At 56.5% G+C, this 20,318-nt stretch carries 19 protein-coding genes and 1 tRNA gene; 9 read left to right on the top strand and 11 right to left on the bottom strand.

Annotated elements, in window-relative coordinates; all coding sequences use genetic code 11:
• Nucleotides 1-10: 10 nt before the first annotated feature.
• From ccoN to OS189_RS13280, 4 genes are all read right to left on the bottom strand, one after another.
• Nucleotides 11-1,624 (bottom strand): cytochrome-c oxidase, cbb3-type subunit I, encoded by a 1,614-nt coding sequence (gene ccoN / locus OS189_RS13295; RefSeq protein WP_267167806.1) that lies wholly within the window; start codon nt 1,622-1,624, stop codon nt 11-13.
• Nucleotides 1,625-1,735: 111 nt separating this feature from the next.
• Entirely contained in the window at nt 1,736-2,473 is a 738-nt protein-coding gene (fnrL, locus tag OS189_RS13290; RefSeq protein ID WP_267167853.1) for a transcriptional regulator FnrL, read from the bottom strand.
• A 175-nt stretch (nt 2,474-2,648) separates the two neighbouring features.
• Nucleotides 2,649-4,052 carry a UdgX family uracil-DNA binding protein gene (locus tag OS189_RS13285; protein WP_267167805.1) on the bottom strand — a complete coding sequence of 468 codons (1,404 nt, stop codon included), beginning with the start codon at nt 4,050-4,052 and terminating at the stop codon, nt 2,649-2,651.
• A complete protein-coding gene (locus OS189_RS13280; protein WP_267167804.1) occupies nt 4,049-5,284 on the bottom strand; it encodes a putative DNA modification/repair radical SAM protein in 1,236 nt (411 codons plus the stop codon). The genes OS189_RS13285 and OS189_RS13280 overlap by 4 nt, the downstream gene beginning before the upstream one ends.
• Nucleotides 5,285-5,386: 102 nt before the next feature.
• Between OS189_RS13280 and OS189_RS13275 the strand changes: the two genes are divergently transcribed.
• Entirely contained in the window at nt 5,387-5,836 is a 450-nt protein-coding gene (locus OS189_RS13275; RefSeq protein WP_267167803.1) for a CreA family protein, read from the top strand.
• 173 nt (nt 5,837-6,009) lie between these two features.
• Complete coding sequence (locus tag OS189_RS13270) at nt 6,010-7,155, top strand: lytic murein transglycosylase (protein ID WP_267167802.1); 1,146 nt, start codon at nt 6,010-6,012, stop codon at nt 7,153-7,155.
• 101 nt (nt 7,156-7,256) lie between these two features.
• On the opposite strand, the gene OS189_RS13265 is transcribed toward OS189_RS13270, so the two are convergent.
• From OS189_RS13265 to OS189_RS13250, 4 genes are read right to left on the bottom strand one after another with little or no spacing between them, the layout of a single operon-like run.
• A complete protein-coding gene (locus OS189_RS13265) occupies nt 7,257-8,066 on the bottom strand; it encodes a heme ABC transporter ATP-binding protein (protein ID WP_267167852.1) in 810 nt (269 codons plus the stop codon).
• Nucleotides 8,066-9,130, bottom strand: coding sequence for a FecCD family ABC transporter permease (locus OS189_RS13260; protein ID WP_267167801.1), 1,065 nt, complete (start codon nt 9,128-9,130; stop codon nt 8,066-8,068). The genes OS189_RS13265 and OS189_RS13260 overlap by 1 nt, the downstream gene beginning before the upstream one ends.
• A 4-nt stretch (nt 9,131-9,134) precedes the next feature.
• Nucleotides 9,135-10,004 (bottom strand): heme/hemin ABC transporter substrate-binding protein, encoded by an 870-nt coding sequence (locus OS189_RS13255; protein ID WP_416237482.1) that lies wholly within the window; start codon nt 10,002-10,004, stop codon nt 9,135-9,137.
• Entirely contained in the window at nt 10,001-11,056 is a 1,056-nt protein-coding gene (locus OS189_RS13250; protein WP_267167800.1) for a hemin-degrading factor, read from the bottom strand. The genes OS189_RS13255 and OS189_RS13250 overlap by 4 nt, the downstream gene beginning before the upstream one ends.
• A 221-nt stretch (nt 11,057-11,277) precedes the next feature.
• Here OS189_RS13250 and OS189_RS13245 point away from each other — a divergent pair, with 221 nt between their 5' ends.
• On the top strand, nt 11,278-13,317 hold the full coding sequence (locus OS189_RS13245) for a TonB-dependent receptor domain-containing protein (protein WP_267167799.1): 2,040 nt from the start codon (nt 11,278-11,280) through the stop codon (nt 13,315-13,317).
• 203 nt (nt 13,318-13,520) lie between these two features.
• On the opposite strand, the gene OS189_RS13240 is transcribed toward OS189_RS13245, so the two are convergent.
• A tRNA-Thr gene (locus tag OS189_RS13240) sits at nt 13,521-13,595 on the bottom strand.
• Between the two features lie 158 nt (nt 13,596-13,753).
• On the opposite strand from OS189_RS13240, the gene OS189_RS13235 reads away from it, so the two are divergent.
• The 6 genes from OS189_RS13235 to OS189_RS13210 all read left to right on the top strand — a co-directional run bounded on the left by OS189_RS13235 (nt 13,754) and on the right by OS189_RS13210 (nt 18,220).
• Nucleotides 13,754-13,951, top strand: a complete 198-nt coding sequence (locus OS189_RS13235) for a hypothetical protein (protein WP_267167798.1) — start codon at nt 13,754-13,756, stop codon at nt 13,949-13,951.
• 3 nt (nt 13,952-13,954) lie between these two features.
• Complete coding sequence (murA, locus tag OS189_RS13230; RefSeq protein ID WP_267167797.1) at nt 13,955-15,226, top strand: UDP-N-acetylglucosamine 1-carboxyvinyltransferase; 1,272 nt, start codon at nt 13,955-13,957, stop codon at nt 15,224-15,226.
• Nucleotides 15,223-15,693, top strand: a complete 471-nt coding sequence (locus tag OS189_RS13225) for a DUF2948 family protein (protein ID WP_267167796.1) — start codon at nt 15,223-15,225, stop codon at nt 15,691-15,693. Before murA ends, OS189_RS13225 begins: the two co-directional genes overlap by 4 nt.
• Before the next feature lie 171 nt (nt 15,694-15,864).
• The gene (gene hisD / locus OS189_RS13220; protein ID WP_267167795.1) at nt 15,865-17,166 is read left to right on the top strand and encodes a histidinol dehydrogenase; all 1,302 of its coding nucleotides are present in this window, start codon (nt 15,865-15,867) and stop codon (nt 17,164-17,166) included.
• Between the two features lie 107 nt (nt 17,167-17,273).
• Nucleotides 17,274-17,753, top strand: coding sequence for a UPF0262 family protein (locus tag OS189_RS13215; protein ID WP_267167794.1), 480 nt, complete (start codon nt 17,274-17,276; stop codon nt 17,751-17,753).
• Between the two features lie 2 nt (nt 17,754-17,755).
• Nucleotides 17,756-18,220 (top strand): arsenate-mycothiol transferase ArsC, encoded by a 465-nt coding sequence (locus OS189_RS13210; RefSeq protein WP_267167793.1) that lies wholly within the window; start codon nt 17,756-17,758, stop codon nt 18,218-18,220.
• Between the two features lie 233 nt (nt 18,221-18,453).
• Here the strand turns inward: OS189_RS13210 and OS189_RS13205 are convergent, their stop codons facing one another.
• Together OS189_RS13205 and OS189_RS13200 are read right to left on the bottom strand one after the other, a co-directional pair.
• A complete protein-coding gene (locus tag OS189_RS13205; RefSeq protein ID WP_267167792.1) occupies nt 18,454-18,813 on the bottom strand; it encodes a hypothetical protein in 360 nt (119 codons plus the stop codon).
• Nucleotides 18,814-19,067: 254 nt separating this feature from the next.
• The gene (locus tag OS189_RS13200) at nt 19,068-20,306 is read right to left on the bottom strand and encodes a hypothetical protein (protein WP_267167791.1); all 1,239 of its coding nucleotides are present in this window, start codon (nt 20,304-20,306) and stop codon (nt 19,068-19,070) included.
• Between the last annotated feature and the right edge of the window lie 12 nt (nt 20,307-20,318).

The raw sequence follows: 20,318 nt of genomic DNA, 5'->3' as shown, positions 1-20,318 counted from the left end.
GATCCGCTCCTTATTCGGCTGGTGTTGCGTTGAAACGTGCAGGCAAAGCGGTGGTTGACGGTTTGCCGGCACGAATGGTCATCCACATGTTCCAGCACATTATCACCGCACCAGAGAGGAACAGAACTCCACCCAGACCACGCACGACATACATCGGATATTTGGCAACAACCGTGTCCGCGAACGAGTTGACGAGGAAACCCTGATCGTCGACTTCGCGCCACATCAGGCCTTCCATGATGCCCGATACCCACATTGAGGCGGCGTACAGAACGATCCCCAGTGTCGCGAGCCAGAAATGCCAGTTGATCGCTGCCATCGAGTGCATCTGCTTGCGTCCCCATAGACGTGGCGTCAGGAAGTAGAGCGCACCAAAGGTGATCATACCATTCCAGCCGAGCGCGCCGGAGTGGACGTGCCCGATGGTCCAGTCGGTGTAGTGCGACAGCGAGTTCACAGCGCGGATCGACATCATCGGACCCTCGAATGTGGACATACCGTAGAAGCCGAGGCTGAGGACGAACATCCGCAGGATCGGATCAGTGCGCAACTTGTCCCATGCGCCTTGCAACGTCATAAGGCCGTTAATCATTCCACCCCAGCTGGGCATCCACAGAACGATCGAGAACACCATGCCAAGGGTCGCCGCCCAGTCAGGCAGCGCAGTATAATGCAGGTGGTGTGGACCGGCCCAGATATACAGAAAGATCAGCGCCCAGAAGTGGATGATGGACAGTTTGTAGCTATAGACAGGACGCTCTGCCTGCTTTGGTACAAAGTAATACATCATGCCGAGGAAACCGGCAGTGAGGAAGAAGCCAACGGCGTTGTGGCCATACCACCACTGTGTCATCGCGTCCTGCACGCCCGAGAAAACCTGAACAGATTTGCTGCCCCAGATGCTGACCGGAATGGACATGTTGTTAACCACGTGCAGCATCGCTACCGTGATGATGAAAGCCAGATAGAACCAGTTCGCGACATAGATGTGCTTTTCCTGCCGCTTGATGATTGTTCCCATGAAAACAACAAGATAAGTTAGCCAGACAACCGTCAGCCAAAGATCGGTGTACCACTCGGGCTCGGCGTATTCTTTGGATTGGGTCGCGCCCAGCAAATAGCCGGTTGCGGCCAGAACGATGAACAACTGATAGCCCCAGAAGACAAACCAACCGGCGTTGCCGCCCCACAGGCGCACACCACTGGTGCGCTGGACGACGTAGAACGAGGTTGCGATCAGCGCGTTACCACCAAAAGCAAAAATCACCGCACTGGTGTGCAGCGGACGTAGCCTGCCAAAGTTGGTAAACGGCTGCCCCCAGTCAAAGTTCAGCTCGGGGAAGGCCAGCTGGAACGCGATAAACGTGCCGACCAGAAAACCCGCAATGCCCCAGAATGCTGTAGCAATAACCCCCGCGCGGATAACGCCGTCTTCATAGCGGTCCTGGGGTTGCATCGGTGCTGGCGGTTCGTCTGTTTGCCGCAGAACGCGGATAAACATGAATGCACCGATCAGCATGATCAGTACTGCATGAAGTTGATAGGCAGGATCGCGTGCCCAGCTGCTGGCAAGTGCTGCAAAAAGCGTCACACCCCCAAGGAGCAATAGTTTGACATAGTTCATTTAGTGTCCCTCGTAATAGCAACACAGCACGGCAGGCGCGTGTTGGTCTTGGTGCGGTTTCTAATTTAAGCAGTTTGTCTGCTCTTTGATCTGGATCAATGCCGGACAGGTTTACGCCACGATACTCGTATCTATTTCCACATCGTCACCTGTGGCATCCTGCAAAGCATCAATATCTTTGATCACAATGTGTTTGCGATCATTGAATTCAATAATGCCTTCCTTCTTCAGCGCATTAAATTGCCTGCTGACCGTTTCGAGAGTCAGGCCGAGAAAATTCGCAATTTGGTCGCGGGTCATCGACATCGGCAGAACCAGGGTTTGCTGCCCTTTTTCAATGCGGACGCGGCGGCTCAGCATCTCGATGAAGGTTGCGATTTTTTCGCGTGCAGTCTTGCGTCCCAGTAACAACATCCAATCGCGAGCGGCATCTAATTCGTCCAGCACAAGCTCCATAAGACGTTGGGTGATGTGAGGGTTCTCGCGTGTCAGTTTCTCGAAGGGGAGACGCTCGAAGCAGCAAAGAGTAACATCTGTGGTGGCGGTAACGTCAAATTCGACATGGGCCCGTCCGGGGCGCCCCATGAAATCGGACGGTAGCAATAAACCGACCATCTGGGTACGTCCGTCCTCCAGAGTTTTTGACAGCGCTGCGACGCCGGTCACAACAGATGCCAGAAAATCCATCGGTTCGCCACGCCAGAAAATTGTCTCTCCCGCGGAAAAATTGCGATACGTCTTTATACTTTCCAGCATTTTAAGTTCGTCAGCATCACAGCGTGAACAAACAGCACGATGACGGATCGGACAGTTCTGGCATTTGTTTTGTCTGAAACTTGGAGCTGTCATAATTTGATCTGCATCAATGTAATTTATTAGACTCACACTATACTTAGGCCTTTTGAAAAAGGCCATGCCTTGGAACTGCACCGCCTTGGCGGGCGGCACAGCAGATGTGCGCGCAGTCTGATCGTTAAGGTAAAACAGCAACCGACCAAGAGAAACACATGCTTCCTGATCGGGCCTACATATATTGAGCGTTATCCAACATTTCGACCGCCAACGCCAAATCCTGTCTCAACAGATTGTGTAGCATATCACTGTTATTGCTGCGAAGAATTGCCGCAGGATGAAGTGTGATCAAAACCGGCGCGCCGTCGCGTCCCGTTTCCAGCTTTCCGCGCCGCTTCATCAGGTTGGCCCCTGTTCCGGTCAGCGCGTGCGCTGCAGTGGCCCCAAGCGCGACAATTAGAACAGGCTGAATTTCGGAAATCTCACGCGTCAGCCAAACGCGACAGGCTTCGATCTCGCTCCTTTCGGGGTTCTGATGGATGCGCTTTTTGCCGCGCGGCAAGAATTTAAAATGTTTGACTGCATTTGTCACATAAGCGCTGGCGCGATCAAGTCCGGCCTCGGCAGCGATCCGGTCAAACATCTGCCCCGCCGGCCCGACAAACGGTAGCCCGGTCAAATCTTCGCGGTCCCCCGGTTGTTCGCCAACGATCATCAGGCGCGCGTCCGGCGGGCCGGAACCGGCCACAGCTTGCGTGGCCTGCGCCCCGATCGGACAGCGGGCGCAGGCATTCATTTCGTCAACGATGTTCCGCTTCGGCAGCCGCTCCAGAATCCTTTCGGCACGGACGGGCGGCAAGCTGGGTGCTTCGTCCTGCATCTGCCGCATCCGCGTTTCGGCCTGCCTGATCAAATCGGGAATCAAATCTGCTTCGGGCAGGTTCTTCCAGTACTTTTTGGGCATCTCCGATTGCATCGCTTTGATTTTAAGGCGCGCGGGATTGAATATGTTGGCGTAATACGTACGCCACAAATCCTCTGTCTCGTCACTCAGATCAAGGCGCGCGCTGGCGATGGCATCCTGATGCAATGCGCCGCCCTCAAACCGCGTAGTGACTTCGGGTGTCACAATCGCCCAATCCATATCCCCGAAGCGGCGGGTAAAGAACCCTGCGATCAGCTCTTCAATCCTGTGTTCCGGCTCGAACCAACTGAGAAACCGGCGCCTGTTCGCCCCTTCTGGTGTGACATCGCGGAACCGCACAAATGCTTTCATCTTGTGCATATCGCGGCGCACGTTTTTTGCCCATACTTCCAGTTGTTGCACCTGCGGATCAGCCCGATTTTTCAACAGATAGGGGTTGCCACGGCATCGTAATAACACGCGGTACAACAGGTCATGTGCGCCCGCAGCGCGGCTGGCGCAGACCAGCTTGGCAAGAGGCACGAAATCTTTCGGCACCTTCATTTCGCGGGCGTCGGGTAGGGGGGTATGTTGTGTAAACAGGCTGTCGGCACTACCTTCCATCGCCCAGTCGATCTGCGCGCCCGAAACATCGTTGCTTGCCAGCGCGCGCGCAGCGTCGCGCCATGCCTCGAACGTGCCAAGACGGGGCAGGCGCGGTGCGTAGATCACAGCAGGCTAAGCTGCTCGGGCGGGGGGGCAAAACGCGCGCGAAGATTGGCCGCATCGGTCAAACCACCGGGGGACCAATCGCGCGTGGTTATAAATGGTTTGGCTTTGTTCACCAGCGCGCCGATCCGTTTCAGATCGCCAAACCCCAGCGCCCCGTTGCGCCGTGCAGATAAAATTCGCCCTACAGATTTCACGCCAAAACCGGGCACGCGCAGCAGCATGTCCTTGCCTGCGCGGTTGATATCAACCGGAAACGCGTGCCTGTTCGCCAGTGCCCACGCCAGTTTCGGATCGATGTCCAGATCCAGCATCCCGCCATCCGCCGCCGAGGTGATTTCATCCGCCTGATAACCGTAAAACCGCAGCAGCCAATCCGCTTGGTACAAGCGATGCTCGCGCGCGAGGGGCGGTTTGATCAACGGCAATGCTGCCGTGCTGTCGGGAATCGGTGAAAAGGCCGAATAATACACCCGCTTCAATTTATAAGAGCTATAAAGGCGCGTCGAACTTTGCAGGATTGTTGCGTCATTAGCGCCGTCGGCACCGACAATTAGTTGGGTGCTTTGCCCCGCAGGTGCGAATTTTGCCGCGCGCCGTCCGGTATGGGTGCGCTCTTTGGCGGCCTGCTTGCGCAGTTCGACCCGCCCCATCGCACGGCGGATTTCGTGCGGGTTTTTCTCGGGGGCGTAGGTTTTGATGCCTGCATCGGTCGGCAGTTCGATGTTCATCGACAACCGGTCTGCCAGCAGGCCCGCCTCCTCGATCAATGCGGGGTCTGCATCGGGAATTGTTTTCAGATGGATATACCCGCGGAAGTGATGATCGTGCCGCAGACTGCGGGCAATGCGAACCATATCGGCCATCGTATCATCGGGGCTTTTGATAATGCCGGAGGACAAAAACAGCCCCTCGATATAATTCCGGCGGTAAAATTCGGTTGTCAGGTGAACCACTTCCTCCACTGTAAAGCGCGCCCGTGCCACGTTGGAAGACACCCGATTGATGCAATAGGCACAATCATAAATGCAAAAGTTGGTCATTAGAATCTTCAACAGACTGATGCACCGCCCGTCAGGGGCGTAAGCGTGGCAAATGCCCGACCCTTCGGTGCTGCCCAGTCCGGTGCCATCGGCGCTGCTGCGCCGCGTTGTGCCGGATGATGCACAGGAGGCATCATATTTCGCCGCGTCACTCAACAACGCCAGTTTTTCTTTGAGAGTCAATTTTGCCATATGTTCTACTTATGTTCTCCGTGTGATGCTGGCAAGCGGGTTCTCGTCTGAAGTTTATTTTCGGCGGCGTGGAACCGGATCAGGCACGGTGCGTTTGCTTGCATGATAAAACAAATCTTTGCCGCTTTCATTCTTTGCCTTCCCAATGTTGCCGCTTCAGAAGTGGTGGGTGAAATTGGTGTGGATTGGCTTGGAAATGATCTGATTATCGAAGCGTTGCCTGACCCTGAGGTGGAAGGGGTGACTTGCCACATCACGTATTTCGAGCGCGGTATTATTGATCGCTTACAGAAGGGTAACTGGTTCGAAGATCCTTCAAACTCCTCAATCTCCTGCCGCCAGACAGGGCCGATAACGGTCGGCGATATTGATCGCAGTTCCGACGGTGAGGATGTGTTTCGCGAGCGTCGTTCGATTATTTTCAAGACCCTGCGTGTGAAGCGTATCTTTGATGAAGCGAACCAGACATTGATCTACATCAGTCACGCGCGCGATGTGCAGAACGGGTCTGCGAAAATGTCTATGTCAACTGTGCCACTGTACCAGCCCTGATCTGTCGTGCTGTCCGGTTTCAACGTCACCGCAATGTGATTCCAGCGGTCTAGTGAAGAGGCGGTGATGCTACTTAGGCAATAGCGCGCGCACGGCTGCGCAACACCTGTTGTCTTGGCACGTGTTTCGGGTAGCATAGTGGCAAAACCCCAACACAAAAACGGGACGGCAGTATGATACTTTCACGGCGACATTTTGGAATGGGCCTCGGCGCCCTTGCACTTTCGGGATGCGGGGCGGGCGCGACCTCGCAGCGCAGCGATAGTGTGTCAGGCGGATTGCCTGCCGACCTGCGCCCCACCGTAAACGCCGGATATGATACGTGGGTTGCCAGCTTTCGCAGCCGAGCAGGATCACGCGGAATATCGCAGTCCACACTTGCCTCGGCGTTTCGCGGCACGGGATATCTGCCCGGCTGTGTGAAGCGTGACCGCAACCAGACCGAATTCAAGCGCAGCCTTGAGGATTATCTGTCGATTGCGGCCTCTGACGAGCGGATCAACAAGGGGCGCGCAGCGTTCGCACGGCATCGCGGCACATTGCAGACACTGGAAGGAAAATACGGCGTAGATGCCGAGATTATTTGCGCCGTTTGGGGGCTTGAAAGCTTTTTCGGCGAGCGGCGCGGAAATGTTCCTGTCATCTCGGCGACATCGACCTTGGCCTATGACGGGCGGCGCGGCGCATTTTTTGAAAAACAGTTGATTGCGGCGCTGAAAATTCTGCAAAACGGGGATATCACGCCCGCGCGGATGACAGGATCTTGGGCTGGAGCAATGGGGCACACCCAGTTTATCCCGACGTCCTATCAGGCATTTGCGGTTGATTTTACCGGTGATGGCCGCCGCGACATCTGGTCTGATGATCCAACGGATGCGCTGGCCTCCACGGCTGCGTATTTGCAGCGAAACGGCTGGTCACGTGGCACGAAATGGGGTGGTGAGGTTGGAAATGGCGCGCCCGATGGCAGCATCATTCAACCCCAGGCAGGCGGCCCCCGTTTTGCGGTGACGCGCAATTTTCGTGCAATCAAACGCTACAACAACTCGGATGCCTATGCGATCGGTGTGGGCCATCTGGCAGACCGGATTGGCGGCGCAGGTCCGTTGCGCGGAAGCTTTCCGCCCGATGCCAATGGCCTCACCAAGGACGACCGCATTGCCTTGCAAAAACGTCTGACAGCCAAAGGGTTCGACACCGGCGGAAGCGACGGCGTGATCGGACCCAACAGCGAACAGGCCATTCGCGCCTATCAGGCCAGTAAGGGGCTTGCCACCACGGGCAGACCCTCACCCGAATTGCTGCGCCAGTTGGGGTGAACCGGCGCTTTTGATATACTGACACAGCCGCAGGATTGTCCGGCTGTGTCAGAGTTTACCAAAGCGCGCAAAGCCATTCGAAAACCGGCGCAAGGAAATCATCAGGCACTTCCAAAACCTGATGTCCCATGCGGGGCAGTTGCCAGATGCGGCAAGAGATAGCTTTGCCCGGCCATCGCCGGCGTATTTACTCTCAATGTGCAGTCGTATGCTTTGGAAAGGATTTCGTCCTGCATCACGGTTTCGGGCGTTCCTGAAACCAGCAGTGTCCCTTTCATGATCATTGCGATGCGCGTTGCGAACATGGCCGACAGGTTCAGATCGTGCATAACCGCCACAACCCCGCCGCCGCGCGCGGCATAGTCTTTGACCAGTTCCATGACCAGCAATTGGTGCCCGATATCAAGACTTGCGACAGGCTCGTCCAGAAGCAGCCAGCGCGGGGTGCCATCGACAACAGGCTGCCAGACCTGACACAGCACCCGCGCAAGCTGTGCGCGCTGCTGCTCCCCGCCTGAAAGTTCCTGATAGAAACGCCCTGCGTATCCATCAAGGCCGACCGCAGCAAGGGCGCGGGCAGGCACATCGGCGCGATCCCCCGATGTGCCGGTTGTAAGACCCATGCGGACAACCTCGATCACCGTAAAGGGAAACGCCAGTGTAGCCGCCTGTGGCAGTACACCGCGCAGGGCTGCAAGCTCCCAGGGTTTCATCGCCGCAGTATCGCGCCCGTTCAGCCGGATGGTGCCGCTATAATCGATCTCGTCCGTGATGGTTTTCAGCAAGGTCGATTTGCCAGAGCCGTTAGGCCCGACAATCGCTGTGATCTCGCCTGCTTTGGCCTGAAAATCGATTCCATGCAGGATTTCCTTATTGCCAATGCGCGCGCGGATGTTCAGGGCTTCCAACATCATAAATCTACCAACCCACGACGGCGCAGCAATATCCAAAGAAACACCGGCGCACCCAGAATCGCGGTGACGATTCCGATGGGCAGTTCGGCAGGGGCCACGATGACCCGGCTGATGATATCGGCGATCAACAACAGGCTTGCCCCCAGAAGGGCGGCGTTGATCAGCAATGGTTCGTGGTCAGGCCCCGTTGACAGGCGCAGCAGATGGGGCACGATGATACCGATAAATCCGATCCCTCCGGAAACAGCGACAGCCGCGCCAGTGCCAGCGGCAACAACCAGAATGGCAAGGTTTTTAACCTGCTGGACGGGGATGCCCATATGCGATGCAGTTGCTTCGCCAAACGCCAGCCCGTTCAGCCCGTGCGAAATTCGGGTTGCCGCAAGAATCGAGATCATGATCACTGGACCTGCGACAATGGTTTTCGCCCATGTCGCTCCCGCCAGTGACCCCAGCCCCCAAAACGTCAGATCGCGCAATTGCGCGTCATCGGCCAGATAGATCAGCACACCGGACAAGGCCCCTGCCAATGCGCCCATCGCAATGCCCGCCAGCAACATTGTCGCCACAGAGGTGCGTCCGCGCCGTGTCGATACACGATAAAGAATCAGCGTGGTCGCCCAACAGCCGATAAATGCTGCCAGCGGCACCAGCCAGAAGCCGACTGTGTTCATCACAACCATTGGCAGCAGCCCGCCCAGAACAATTGCGCTGACAGCGCCCAGCCCGGCCCCCGCAGTGACCCCGACAATCCCCGGATCGGCAAGCGGATTGCGGAACAGCCCCTGCATTACCGCGCCCGACACAGCCAGCGTAGCGCCCACCACGATTCCAAGTATCAGCCGCGGCATCCTGATGTCCCAAAGCACCACCCGCTCCATTCGGGTGAGGGGGGCACCGGTCACCAATTTGTGCAGCGCGCCCCACAGCGACGTGCCGGATGCCCCCGTAGCGAGGCTTGCGATGCTGACCATTACCAGCAAAACCGCCAGCCAGACATGGGCCTGACGCGCGGTCTTGCGACGGTCAAAGGGCAGCGACATATCCGCAATCGATGCCATCTGCTCAGCTACCGTAAATCGCGCGGTTCAGATCGCTTACGGCATCTGCAGTGCGCGGACCGAACCCTAACAGATACAGCCCGTCCATGCGGATCACCGCGCGGTTTTGCGCAGCGGGCGTCGATGCGATCGACGGCATGACCAGCAGATCTTCTATGGCGGTGTTATGATCGCCGCCACGCTCCATCATCAAAATGGCATCCGGTGCAGCCGCAATCACGGCTTCGTCCGTCATGGGTTTGTATCCTTCGAATGCTGATACTGCATTCACGGCTCCGGCCATCTCGATCATCGCCTGTGCAGCGGTGTTTGTGCCCGAGGCCATGATGCGCCCGCCTTGGGTGCTGAGCACAAACAGCACACGCTTTTTCTCGGCGTCCGGTCTGGCATCCGAGACGCGCGTCACCGCTTCAAGCTTTGCGCGCAGATCGGCGGCCAGCTTTTGCGCTTGGGCTTCTTCGTCGATTGCTTTGCCAACGACGATAATCTTGTCGCTGACGCCTGTTGCTGAAAATTCCTCCGGCACCTTCACAAAGGGGATCTGCGCGCCCTCAAGCACATTGATCGTCTCGAAGGGGCCGGCACCACTTTCCGCGATGATCAGCGCGGGATCGGTGGCCAGCACTCCCTCGGGTGACAGGGCGCGCACATATCCCACATCCGGCAGGGCGTTCACCTCCGGCGGATAGCTGGAGGTAGTATCGCGCGCGATCAACCTATCGCCAGCCCCCAGCGCATAGATGATTTCCGTCACCGATCCGCCAAGTGATACGATACCGTCGGTTTTGTCTTGCGCAAAGGCGGGCGCGGTCGTGGCCATCACCGCAACAATGGAGCCCAGTTGCAACAGCGGTTCGAAAACACGGGTAATCATGCCGGCACCTTTGCGTTCAGCCCCTCAAGCCCTTCAACCAGCTTGCCCCACTCAGGCCGGCAATCACGCCCCTCTTTTCCAACGCCGAACACCTGTAGGATCAGGCCGCCATCGGCATTAAATGCCTCGATTGATACTGCAGGGCCGCGTTGGGTCGGCTTTTGTACGGCCCAGACTTCGGCGATATGGTCAAGGCGCAGGTGCAGGTTGAAGTGCGGATCAAGCACATTCTGCCATGGGCCCATAGATTTCAGTGTCTGGATCGGGCCGGAGTGGATCTGGATACAGCCGCGGTTGCCGGTAAAGACCATGATTTCCAGCTCGCTTGCCGCGACCTGATGCAGCATCGTATCAACAGCATCTGGGGACAACGCTCGGGTGAACGGCTCTCCGGCGATGCGGTAGGCACCCAGACGGTTCATCTTGAGTTTTGACGTCAGACGCAGGAACTGGTGCGTGTCCGTCATACGCGTCCATTCCTTTTGCAGGATGTCGAGCTTTGACGCGTCGGCTTTAGGCGCTTCGTCTGCCTCGCGCCCGCCCACGCTCTGGACTTGCGACTGATCATCATGGCCTAGTTCTATCTTGGCACGGTCGAACGCCGCAACGTCGGACCCTTCGCGCAGAAAAATCTTGTGAACAGCATCGCCCGCCGCGTCAAACACCTGCACGCTGCGGCGTGTTCCGGTGTCGGTTTCTTTCTCGACCATATAGGCGTGATGCCAGCGGCTTGGGAAAATACGCAGATCGATGTCTTCTGTCAGTATCATCGAGGCATGGGCCCCGGAATGGTAGTTGTTATACACGCCAACCTTTTCATGAACGCAGGACGGATTGCGCGTGAGCGCCATTACTTCGCCAAGTGTCTGCGCCGCCCCCATGATCCTGTCGGGGTGGGCGTCAATACGCACGGCCCCATCCCCGCAATAGGCGGCGATCAGTTGCGCTTCACTGATGTTTAGCTTGTCGGCCAGATCACGCTCTCTCATGTTCGGGTGTCCTGCACGAAACGCGCGGATTTCGTCTGGAGTCAGTGAATCGGTATTTGTCATGCAGCACCTCTGGCCTGATCTGTGATTTCTGATTCGGGCTGGCGTGATGCACGTGGCACTGGCTGGCAAAGGCTTAGTAAAACACTCAACCTTTATTGTTGACACTTTTAGTATGTCTTTTTAGAAGTCGCAACAACGTCATTTCTGTTGACGTAAATTTTCCATAGCCTTCGCCAGCCAATGGCAAGCAACCGGCCTTCTGACATGCTTGCGAGGAAACCATGACTGCACATACCGCTGGAACACGCGCCCTTTTGCTGGGAACCACCAGCATACTTATCCTTACCCTGAATTCAGGCATCGCTGCGGCGCAGGAAGCCGAGGGCGCATTCCTTGGCACGCTTCTTCTTGGTGAGAGCAAGCGTGAGGTGCAGACCGACACCGCCACACCGGTTACAAATGTGGATCAGGAGGAGATCGACGACCGTCAGGCCGGCACTATCGCAGAACTGATTGATTCCGTGCCCGGTGTCAGCCTTGTAAACGGATCGACCCCGCAGGGATCAGGCATCAACATCCGTGGCTATGGCGCAAACAGCACCTTTGGAACCGATAGCAAAGTCGCCGTGCAGGTGGACGGTGCCAGCGTCGGCGCCGAAAAGCTGTACCGCATCGGCACCCAGTTGTTTACCGACCCGTTTCTTTACAAATCCGTCAGCGTGATCCGCGGTACGGTGGGCAGTTTCGAATACGGTTCCGGCATCGTGGGCGGTGTGGTCAAGCTGGAGACAAAGGACGCATCCGATCTGACAGGCGGCGAAATCGGTTTTGTCTTTGGCCAGACGCTTGAGTTCAGCAGCAATGGTGACGGCATCACATCCTCCAGCGTGCTGGCATGGCAGCCTACGCAGGATATGGAATTCCTGATGAACTACACTTGGCGTGATCAGGACAATCAGGAAGACGGCAGCGGAATTACCATCGGCAACAGCGCCTTCACCCTGCCATCGGGTTTGATCAAAGCGAAATACACTTTTGGCCAGAATCGTGACCAATCAGTGACGTTCAGCCTGTCAAAAACCACGTCCAGTGATCGCGATGTGCCATTCGACAGCTTTACCACCACATCGGATACCTTCGGCAATGTGGATCGGGATACAGACTCGACCACGGCTGTTTTGCGTTATAACTTCAATCCAGCGGATAATGACATGATCGACCTTGATGTCGTTCTGTCGTACGCGGACCAGCAGATTGACCAGCGCTATGTTGCGGGCAGCTCACCACTTGAAGGGACGCCTGCCGGAAACGGAATTCTGGGGCTGGTCGGTGCCGATCACCGCTATCAGACAACCAAACTTGCCTTCAAGAGCACCAGCCTGTTTACCACAGGCGCGGTAAGCCACGATTTGCGCACCGGGCTTGAATTTATCCGCCGTGAGCGGTTGGACGCCAGCACCGCAGCGGGTGGGGAGGATAACCGCGTCGCCATTTATGCCGTGGATGACATGCGCATCGGTGACGCGTGGACCATCACACCCGCCTTGCGTTATGAAACATCCGAAATCACAGGATCTACCGCGCCCAATGATGGCACTTACAGCAATGATGCCCTGATGGGCGGCCTGTCTCTGCGCTATGCGTTTGCAAATGGCGCCGCAGTTTTCGGCAGTGCAGCCTACACCGAAGGACTGCCCATTATTGATGATCTGGCAACCGCGTCCGCCATAAACCAGACAGAAAAATCGCGCACCTTTGAGTTGGGGGCCTCGTTCGAGCGCGCCGATCTGTTCCAAAGTGGTGACAACTTTGCGATCAAGGGTGTTGTGTACAAAACCCGCCTTTACGATGTGACCAGTTATCTTGTGCCGGGTGTCCGCCCGCCTGCACCGGCGTTGGACAGCATAGAAACCGAAGGTCTGGAAGTGGAGCTGTCCTATGCGATGGACAGCGGTTTCTATATGGACCTGAACGCCAACATTGTGAACGGCACCGAATACGGACCGGGCCTGCCTGCAACCGACTGGCGCAGTTCCCCCGCAGACAGCGTCCGCTTCACGCTTGGCAAGAAATTCAACGAGGAACTGGACCTTAGCTGGGAAGTGGTCGCCAACAGATCGGTTGAAACAGCAACAACTTCGGCGGCGGGCTTCGGCATCCACAATTTGCGCGCGACCTATGTGCCACAAAGCGGCGTGTTGAAGGATACCCAAATCCGCATTGGTATCGAAAATGCGTTTGACCGTGATTATGCACCGCACCTGTCGACCCGTCAGGCTCCCGGCCGCAATTTCAAGGTCTCCCTCTCGCATGAGTTTTAAGCAATCGGCTTATTAGCCCTTTGACTGAACAACGTGTTACTCAGGCCCCAGACGCTTCGGCGTCCGGGGTAAAGTCGTTGGTAGGCGAAGAAACAACCTCGATCACAAGGTAAGGCTGATTGGCAGACCAAGCGACGCATATCATTGCCGCCTTCTCGCACATCGCCCGATAAATCCAAGATCAACATATCAGGAAAGGAAGATGGTGCTGTGAGGGAGGATTGAACTCCCGACCTCGTCATTACCAATGACGCGCTCTACCACTGAGCTACCACAGCATCTGTCACATTCACCGGATCCCGACATTGCAAGAAGGGAAGGTCCGCGCGTCAATGTGACACCGTTAGCGCGCTGATTAGCGGCAAATGCAAACCCATGCAACCCAAATTCCGCGCCTAATCTGGACCCTGCCCATTGCCTGCGCTAGACAGGCGGTATGGCAGACAAAGAGTCCTCTCAAACACCGGCGCAAATCGCCAAGGCAGCCCAGGCCGCGCGCAAACAGGCGCGGCTGTCACAAGCGTTGAAAGCCAACATGGCAAGGCGCAAAGGGCAGGCGCGGGCGCGCAGTGCCGGCAATGAAGAGAGTGCAGATACAGGCAGCGTGCAGAACACGCAAAATAAGGAAACGTAAGGCATGGACGCAATTCTGGTACGCGGTGGCGGGCCGCTTCACGGCACAATTCCGATTGCGGGTGCGAAAAACGCCTGTCTCACGTTAATGCCTGCAACGTTGCTCAGCGAAGAGCCGCTGACGCTGACCAATGCGCCGCGCTTGTCGGACATCCGCACGATGACGCAGTTGTTGCAGTCGCTGGGCGCGGAAATCACGACCCTACAAGAGGGGCGGGTGATTTCGATGTCGTGCCACGGTGCAATCAATACCCGCGCAGAATACGATATCGTGCGCAAAATGCGTGCCTCGAATCTGGTGCTGGGCCCGTTGCTCGCGCGCGAAGGCTACGCCGAGGTGTCGTTGCCCGGCGGGTGTGCAATTGGCGCGCGGCCCATGGATATCCACACCGACGGTCTGCAGAAAATGGGTGTGTCGATCGAGCTGCGTGACGGGTATCTGTACGCCAAAGCGACGGGCGGACGCCTGCAAGGTGCAGTGATTGATTTTCCCTTCGCCTCTGTCGGTGCCACGGAAAACATAATGATGGCCGCCACATTGGCCAAAGGCACGACCGTTATCAACAACGCGGCACGCGAGCCCGAGATTGTGGATCTTGCCGATTGTCTGCGTCGCATGGGGGCGCAAATCGACGGTGACGGCACTTCGACGATCACCATTCAGGGCGTTGATCGTCTGGGTGCTGCGACGCACCCCGTTGTTACCGACCGGATCGAACTGGGCACTTACATGCTGGCGCCCGCTATTTGCGGCGGCGAGGTAGAGCTGCTGGGCGGGCGCATCGATTTGATCGGTGCATTTTGTGAAAAACTGGATGCCGCAGGGATTGATATAACCGAAACGGAGAAGGGTCTGAAGGTAAAGCGGCGCAACGGACGTGTGCGCGCTGTTGATGTCACGACCGAGCCTTTCCCAGGATTTCCGACCGACCTTCAGGCCCAGATGATGGCGCTGCTGTGTACCGCCGAAGGCACCTCGACCCTCGAAGAGAAAATCTTCGAAAACCGCTTTATGCATGCGCCGGAACTGATCCGCATGGGTGCGAAGGTCGATGTGCATGGCGGCAAGGCGATTGTCACCGGCGTTGAAAAGCTGAAAGGCGCCCCCGTTATGGCAACCGATCTGCGCGCATCCGTGTCGTTGATCCTTGCTGGTATGGCCGCAGAAGGCGAAACGAAAGTATCGCGTGTCTATCACCTTGATCGCGGGTATGAACATGTGGTGAGCAAGCTGTCAGGCGTTGGCGCAAACATCGAGCGGATAAAAGACGAATGAGCATGGATGCAAAATTTGAAGATGGTGGTGAAGCGCCGCTGAATCTTGGCGCATTGGACGCAGAAGATCTGACCGTAATTTCGTCGCTGGTGCAGGACGCGGTTTTCCCTGCCTCCGAAATGCGTTGGGAAAAGAAAGAAGGTCGATTTGCCCTGCTGATCAACCGGATGCGTTGGGAGGACAAAGGCAAGGACCGTCACGCGCCAGAACGCGTGCAATCGCTGCTGATGTTTAGCGGTGTACAGAAAGTCTCGTCACAAGGGGTGCCGAAAGGGGACGCCGACACGGTACTGTCTTTACTCCATATCGGATTTGAGGAGGCAGATGCGCCTTCTGGATTTCTCACCCTGACGCTTGCAGGCGACGGTGCAATCCGGCTTATGATCGAGGCAATTGACGTTACCCTGAAGGATGTCACGCGCCCCTACGTTGCGCCCTCGAAAAAACGGCCCAGCCATCCCGACTGACCGTCACAAACGCGATCCATTAGAAATAGATCCAAGTTCCACCAGCATTCTGCTCTTCTTCCTTTTCCGATAAACTCGAGCCGCTCCCGTAGGTCTTGGCTAAACGCTGCTACCTCTTGAGGCCTGCCCCATTCCCCGCTAACCCCTGTCCCAATGACAGGAGCCACCGATATGCCCGTTTTCCTTAATGCCACGACGCCAGACTTCGAAGCTGCATTTACTACACTGTTAAACGCAAAGCGTGAGGACAGCCCCGATGTGGATGCGACAGTAGCAGGAATCATCGCAGATGTGCGGGCGCGCGGCGATGCGGCGGTGCTTGATCTGACAGCCAAGTTCGACCGTATCACACTATCCCCCGCAACCTTGCGGATCACGCCGGATGAGATCGCCATCGCCTGCGAGCAAGTTGATGCCGGAGACAGAGCAGCTCTGGAACTCGCGGCGGACCGTATCCGCGCCTATCATGCGCGCCAGTTGCCCGAGGATGCAGAGTGGACCGACGAGGCCGGCGCAACCCTCGGCTGGCGCTGGTCGGCAGTGTCCGCAGCGGGTTTGTACGTACCGGGCGGGCTGGCCAGCTATCCCAGCTCGGTTTTGATGAATGCAATCCCGGCAAAAGTCGCGGGGGTAGGGCGCTTGGCCATGGTTGTGCCTACCCCAGATGGCGTTCTCAATCCGCTTGTATTGTTGGCTGCGCAAATATCCGGTGTCGACGAAATCTATCGCATCGGCGGCGCGCAGGCGATCGCAGCGCTTGCCTACGGCACCGACACCATTGCGCCGGTTGATAAAATCACCGGTCCGGGCAACGCGTTTGTCGCCGCGGCGAAACGGCGGGTGTTCGGCAAGGTCGGTATCGATATGATCGCAGGCCCCTCGGAAATTCTGGTGATTGCGGATGGTGACAATGATCCCGACTGGATCGCGCTTGATCTGCTGTCACAGGCCGAACACGACGAAAGCGCGCAATCCATCCTTATCACCACCGATGCAGCATTTGGACAGGCCGTTGCGCAGGCCGTGGAAAAACGGCTTTTGACACTCCAGCGCGCGCACATCGCTGGTCCTTCGTGGCGCGATTTTGGCGCCATAATTACTGTCCCGGATTTGACCACCGCCGCGCAGCTCAGCAATCGTATCGCGCCAGAACATTTGGAACTGTGCGTTGCTGATCCGCGCGCGCTGAGCGCAAAAATCACACATGCGGGCGCGATTTTTCTCGGTCAATGGACGCCGGAAGCGATTGGCGACTATGTCGGCGGACCCAATCACGTCTTGCCCACCGCACGTTCTGCACGGTTCTCTTCGGGCCTGTCGGTGCTGGATTTTATGAAACGAACCACGCTTTCGTGCATGACGCCCGATGCCCTGCGCGCCATCGGTCCCGCAGCAGAACGTCTGGCCGCGTCCGAAAGTCTGGAAGCGCACGGCCTGTCGGTCACGGCGCGGCTGCGCAAACTGAACGGCTAGGGTCTATCCGCAAGGTGCTGCTGGCCTGCCTTACGCACAGACGCGATTGATCCTGCGGGAAGGGTGGTCTATGACACCTCAACATTTTGCCGTCCGGAGACGTGACCATGACCCGCATCACAAATATCATCCTTGATGATGCCAACCTGCCACCGCCCACTCCCGAGATCGAGCAAGAGCGTCGCGTCGCCATGTTTGATCTGCTGGAAGACAATTCGTTTGTGCTGCCTACACGCGATGACCGACCCGCGCCCACAGGCCCCTATCACTTGGGCCTGTCGATCCGTGATAAGCGGCTGGTGTTTGACGTGAACACAGAAAACGCTGAAAAGGCTGCGGAATTCCATCTGTCACTCGGGCCGTTCCGGCAAGTGGTGAAAGATTATTTCCAGATATGCGAAAGCTATTTTGACGCGGTCAAAAAGCTGCCCCCCGCCCAGATCGAAACCATCGATATGGCGCGTCGCGGTATTCACATGGAGGGCAGCCGCGTCTTGCAGGAGCGGTTGGAAGGCAAGGCCGAAATCGACATCGACACAGCGCGCCGTCTGTTTACCCTGATCTGCGTCCTTCACTTCGGGGGTTAAGGGTGACGCAACAGCTGCCACAATCAGTTCTGTTTTGTTGCGATCACAACGCCGTCCGCTCGCCCATGGCCGAGGGATTGATGAAAATGTTCTATGGCATGGATGTTTACGTCCAGTCGGTAGGCGTAAAAAACGATCTTGAGATTGACGGATTTTCCATTGCCGTATGTCAGGAAATGGGAGTGGAACTGTCCCGCCATCGCTCGCGCAGCTTTGACGAAATGGAGGATTGGGGCGATGATCTCAGCTCGTTCGATCTGGTCATTGCACTGTCACCCGCATCCCAACGCCGCGCGCTGGAACTGACGCGTTATTTCCATCTGGATGTTGAGTACTGGCCCATTCTGGACCCTACCGGACTGGGCGAGGGGCGCGAAGCAAAGCTGACCCAATTCCGCGCCGCCCGTGACCAGATTGTCGCGCGCCTGCACGACCGTTTCGGCCCGCCAACGCAAGCCCAGGTGTGAGAGCGTCCGGCGCGGCAAAACGCGCTATGTTTCGGCGACTGTTATCCGCTAATGAATGAAAATTTATCCGCTGCGAAATCGTCTTCACCGGACAATTTCGCGTCTTGCTTTGGTTTCAAGTGGAACGGTCTGCGCAGCGCATCGGGCCAAAAGCCGCGGACATAATGTTGTCCGCGTTAAATGCCTTCTCACCGCCAGAAATCGGTCATGCTTATTGTTGTTGCGTGGCACAATTACAGCGTGGAACAGACCCGCGTTGCGGTTTGCCCAAAGGCTTTCCATGACGCCCAGAACGCATTGTCAGACGCTTTGTCGGATTGGCGCCAGACCTGAACTTTATGCGGGTCCTTGAATGCTTTGACACCGCGTCGCTGTTCGGCGGCTGACAATTGCTGGTCGGCTACCGCCTGAACACAGCCGCAGCGCACGGATGTCGCCCCCTTGCGGCCCATCTTCATGCACGCACGCTGAAGCGGTCCTGTCGCGTATAACTGCGTCGGCGCAAACGCGCCGCGCGTTGTGTAATTCGTAGCGCCACCGCCACAAGCCGAAAGTGCCGTCAGCGCGGCCAGCGCCAAAACCGTGGTTTTCATACCGTTTGCCTTTGTCTCAAGTCGCGTATGGGTTTGCCCCATTTGATGCGACGTTATCTGCTCTGCTCCGCAGTATGCACAGATTCGGGCGTTTGGGCAAATGGGGAGTGAGGGCATCAGTTCGAAAACCAAGCTCCGTGTGTTTCGTACGGACCGCACCCACAGGAGGGTTTCATCCCACCCTCGGTCGGTGACGTCCTTATCCAGCAAGACATTTCAACCAACGAAACAAAATAGGGTGGGTGAAACCCACCTCATCCAGCAGGAAGCATTTTCACAAAATCCCAAATCGCATGCGCCACCGCCTTAACACCCTCGTTCTGCGCCGCCGTGGTGGTAACAAGCACACCAATAGCCGCCTTCGTCCCAATTTCACCAATAACTTCAGCAGATTTTTTAAGCGCGATATCGGCCAATGCTGCGCAGTACTGACCGATGCGAACAGATATTTCCCAAAGAGTATCGGCAATAACACGTAACGCAGAAGGCGAAGGCGAAGCCTTGCCAACCTCTGTTTCAGCATCCTCCAGTAGCTCCCAAATGCGCGTAATTTCATTTTTTAGTTGCTGATGGCTCTCAATCGCTTCGGGCGGATTGTTGTGCAGGCGGTGATATGGTCGCTTTACAACTTGGGTTTGCCTTAGCTGCTCTTTGAGAGCCGCAATCTCCGCTTCAAGCGCGCGCCGTGCTTTGATCTTTTCGATCTCTTCTGCAACCGCTTGTGCTCCAGATAGCCAAACATCATTGGGTATTTTCACGACGGCGCTTTGAAATTCTTGGTCTGATAGCCTTCCGTCCATCATGCTCTGGTACCAGTTTTTCCAAAACCCCCAAATCAATCCGTTCTCAGAGAGGTCCTCTATCAACGCGAGATTTTTCGGCTGGTTATGCAGCAACCATTTGTTTGGCTCATTTGGTACAGAGCCTTCATCTGCCCACAAAGGTGTAGTTAGAAACCTATCAACAGGTGGAACAAAAATGACAGTTTCGTCACGCCCGTAACGTAAATAGAAACCAAAAGAATTGTTTCCAGATAGGTCATACATCCTATCTGCGGCACTCTGTAAGTGCGCATCACTGTCAACTGATTTCCTACTTCCTTCCTTGACAGCCCAAGCAGTCAACTGCCTCAGAATGAAAGAAAGGCACAACCATGAGCGAATTTCCACTTGGCTCGATAGGCTCGCCAATCTCAATTTCTCGCTCTTAGCTGTAACATCGTTAAAACCGTTCAGAGCATCCGCGAGTTGAGCCGATTCAACGTCCGTCGAAAGTGCATGGAAGAGTCGAAGGTATGCTAAAGCTTCGGTCGTTCCAGCTTCGGTACTTTCTCTGCCCCGCATCTTTCTGAGTCCCATTAAGCCAAAAGCTCGAAGGGCTTTTCTCAAGACTACAATTGCCGCCTCATTAAGTGGTAGATCCTCAATGAACTGGGAATCGTATTGCGGAAAATCAACTCCGCTCATCCCTTCCGGCCCCGCGACATCATCCACCTTGACCGCCCC

Source organism: Sulfitobacter sp. F26169L, assembly GCF_026410285.1.
Classification (GTDB): Bacteria; Pseudomonadota; Alphaproteobacteria; order Rhodobacterales; family Rhodobacteraceae; genus Sulfitobacter.
The sequence above is the reverse complement of the archived record's forward strand: the minus strand, read 5'-3'. Positions and strand labels throughout refer to the sequence as shown.

Bases quoted from the DNA above. Each gene is read 5' to 3' on its own strand.
- ccoN (WP_267167806.1), bottom strand. From the start codon at position 1,624: ATGAACTATGTCAAACTATTGCTCCTTGGGGGTGTGACGCTTTTTGCA.
- fnrL (WP_267167853.1), bottom strand. From the start codon at position 2,473: ATGACAGCTCCAAGTTTCAGACAAAACAAATGCCAGAACTGTCCGATC.
- OS189_RS13280 (WP_267167804.1), bottom strand. From the start codon at position 5,284: ATGGCAAAATTGACTCTCAAAGAAAAACTGGCGTTGTTGAGTGACGCG.
- OS189_RS13275 (WP_267167803.1), top strand. From the start codon at position 5,387: ATGATAAAACAAATCTTTGCCGCTTTCATTCTTTGCCTTCCCAATGTT.
- OS189_RS13270 (WP_267167802.1), top strand. From the start codon at position 6,010: ATGATACTTTCACGGCGACATTTTGGAATGGGCCTCGGCGCCCTTGCA.
- OS189_RS13265 (WP_267167852.1), bottom strand. From the start codon at position 8,066: ATGTTGGAAGCCCTGAACATCCGCGCGCGCATTGGCAATAAGGAAATC.
- OS189_RS13260 (WP_267167801.1), bottom strand. From the start codon at position 9,130: ATGGCATCGATTGCGGATATGTCGCTGCCCTTTGACCGTCGCAAGACC.
- OS189_RS13255 (WP_416237482.1), bottom strand. From the start codon at position 10,004: ATGATTACCCGTGTTTTCGAACCGCTGTTGCAACTGGGCTCCATTGTT.
- OS189_RS13250 (WP_267167800.1), bottom strand. From the start codon at position 11,056: ATGACAAATACCGATTCACTGACTCCAGACGAAATCCGCGCGTTTCGT.
- OS189_RS13245 (WP_267167799.1), top strand. From the start codon at position 11,278: ATGACTGCACATACCGCTGGAACACGCGCCCTTTTGCTGGGAACCACC.
- OS189_RS13235 (WP_267167798.1), top strand. From the start codon at position 13,754: ATGGCAGACAAAGAGTCCTCTCAAACACCGGCGCAAATCGCCAAGGCA.
- murA (WP_267167797.1), top strand. From the start codon at position 13,955: ATGGACGCAATTCTGGTACGCGGTGGCGGGCCGCTTCACGGCACAATT.
- OS189_RS13225 (WP_267167796.1), top strand. From the start codon at position 15,223: ATGAGCATGGATGCAAAATTTGAAGATGGTGGTGAAGCGCCGCTGAAT.
- hisD (WP_267167795.1), top strand. From the start codon at position 15,865: ATGCCCGTTTTCCTTAATGCCACGACGCCAGACTTCGAAGCTGCATTT.
- OS189_RS13215 (WP_267167794.1), top strand. From the start codon at position 17,274: ATGACCCGCATCACAAATATCATCCTTGATGATGCCAACCTGCCACCG.
- OS189_RS13205 (WP_267167792.1), bottom strand. From the start codon at position 18,813: ATGAAAACCACGGTTTTGGCGCTGGCCGCGCTGACGGCACTTTCGGCT.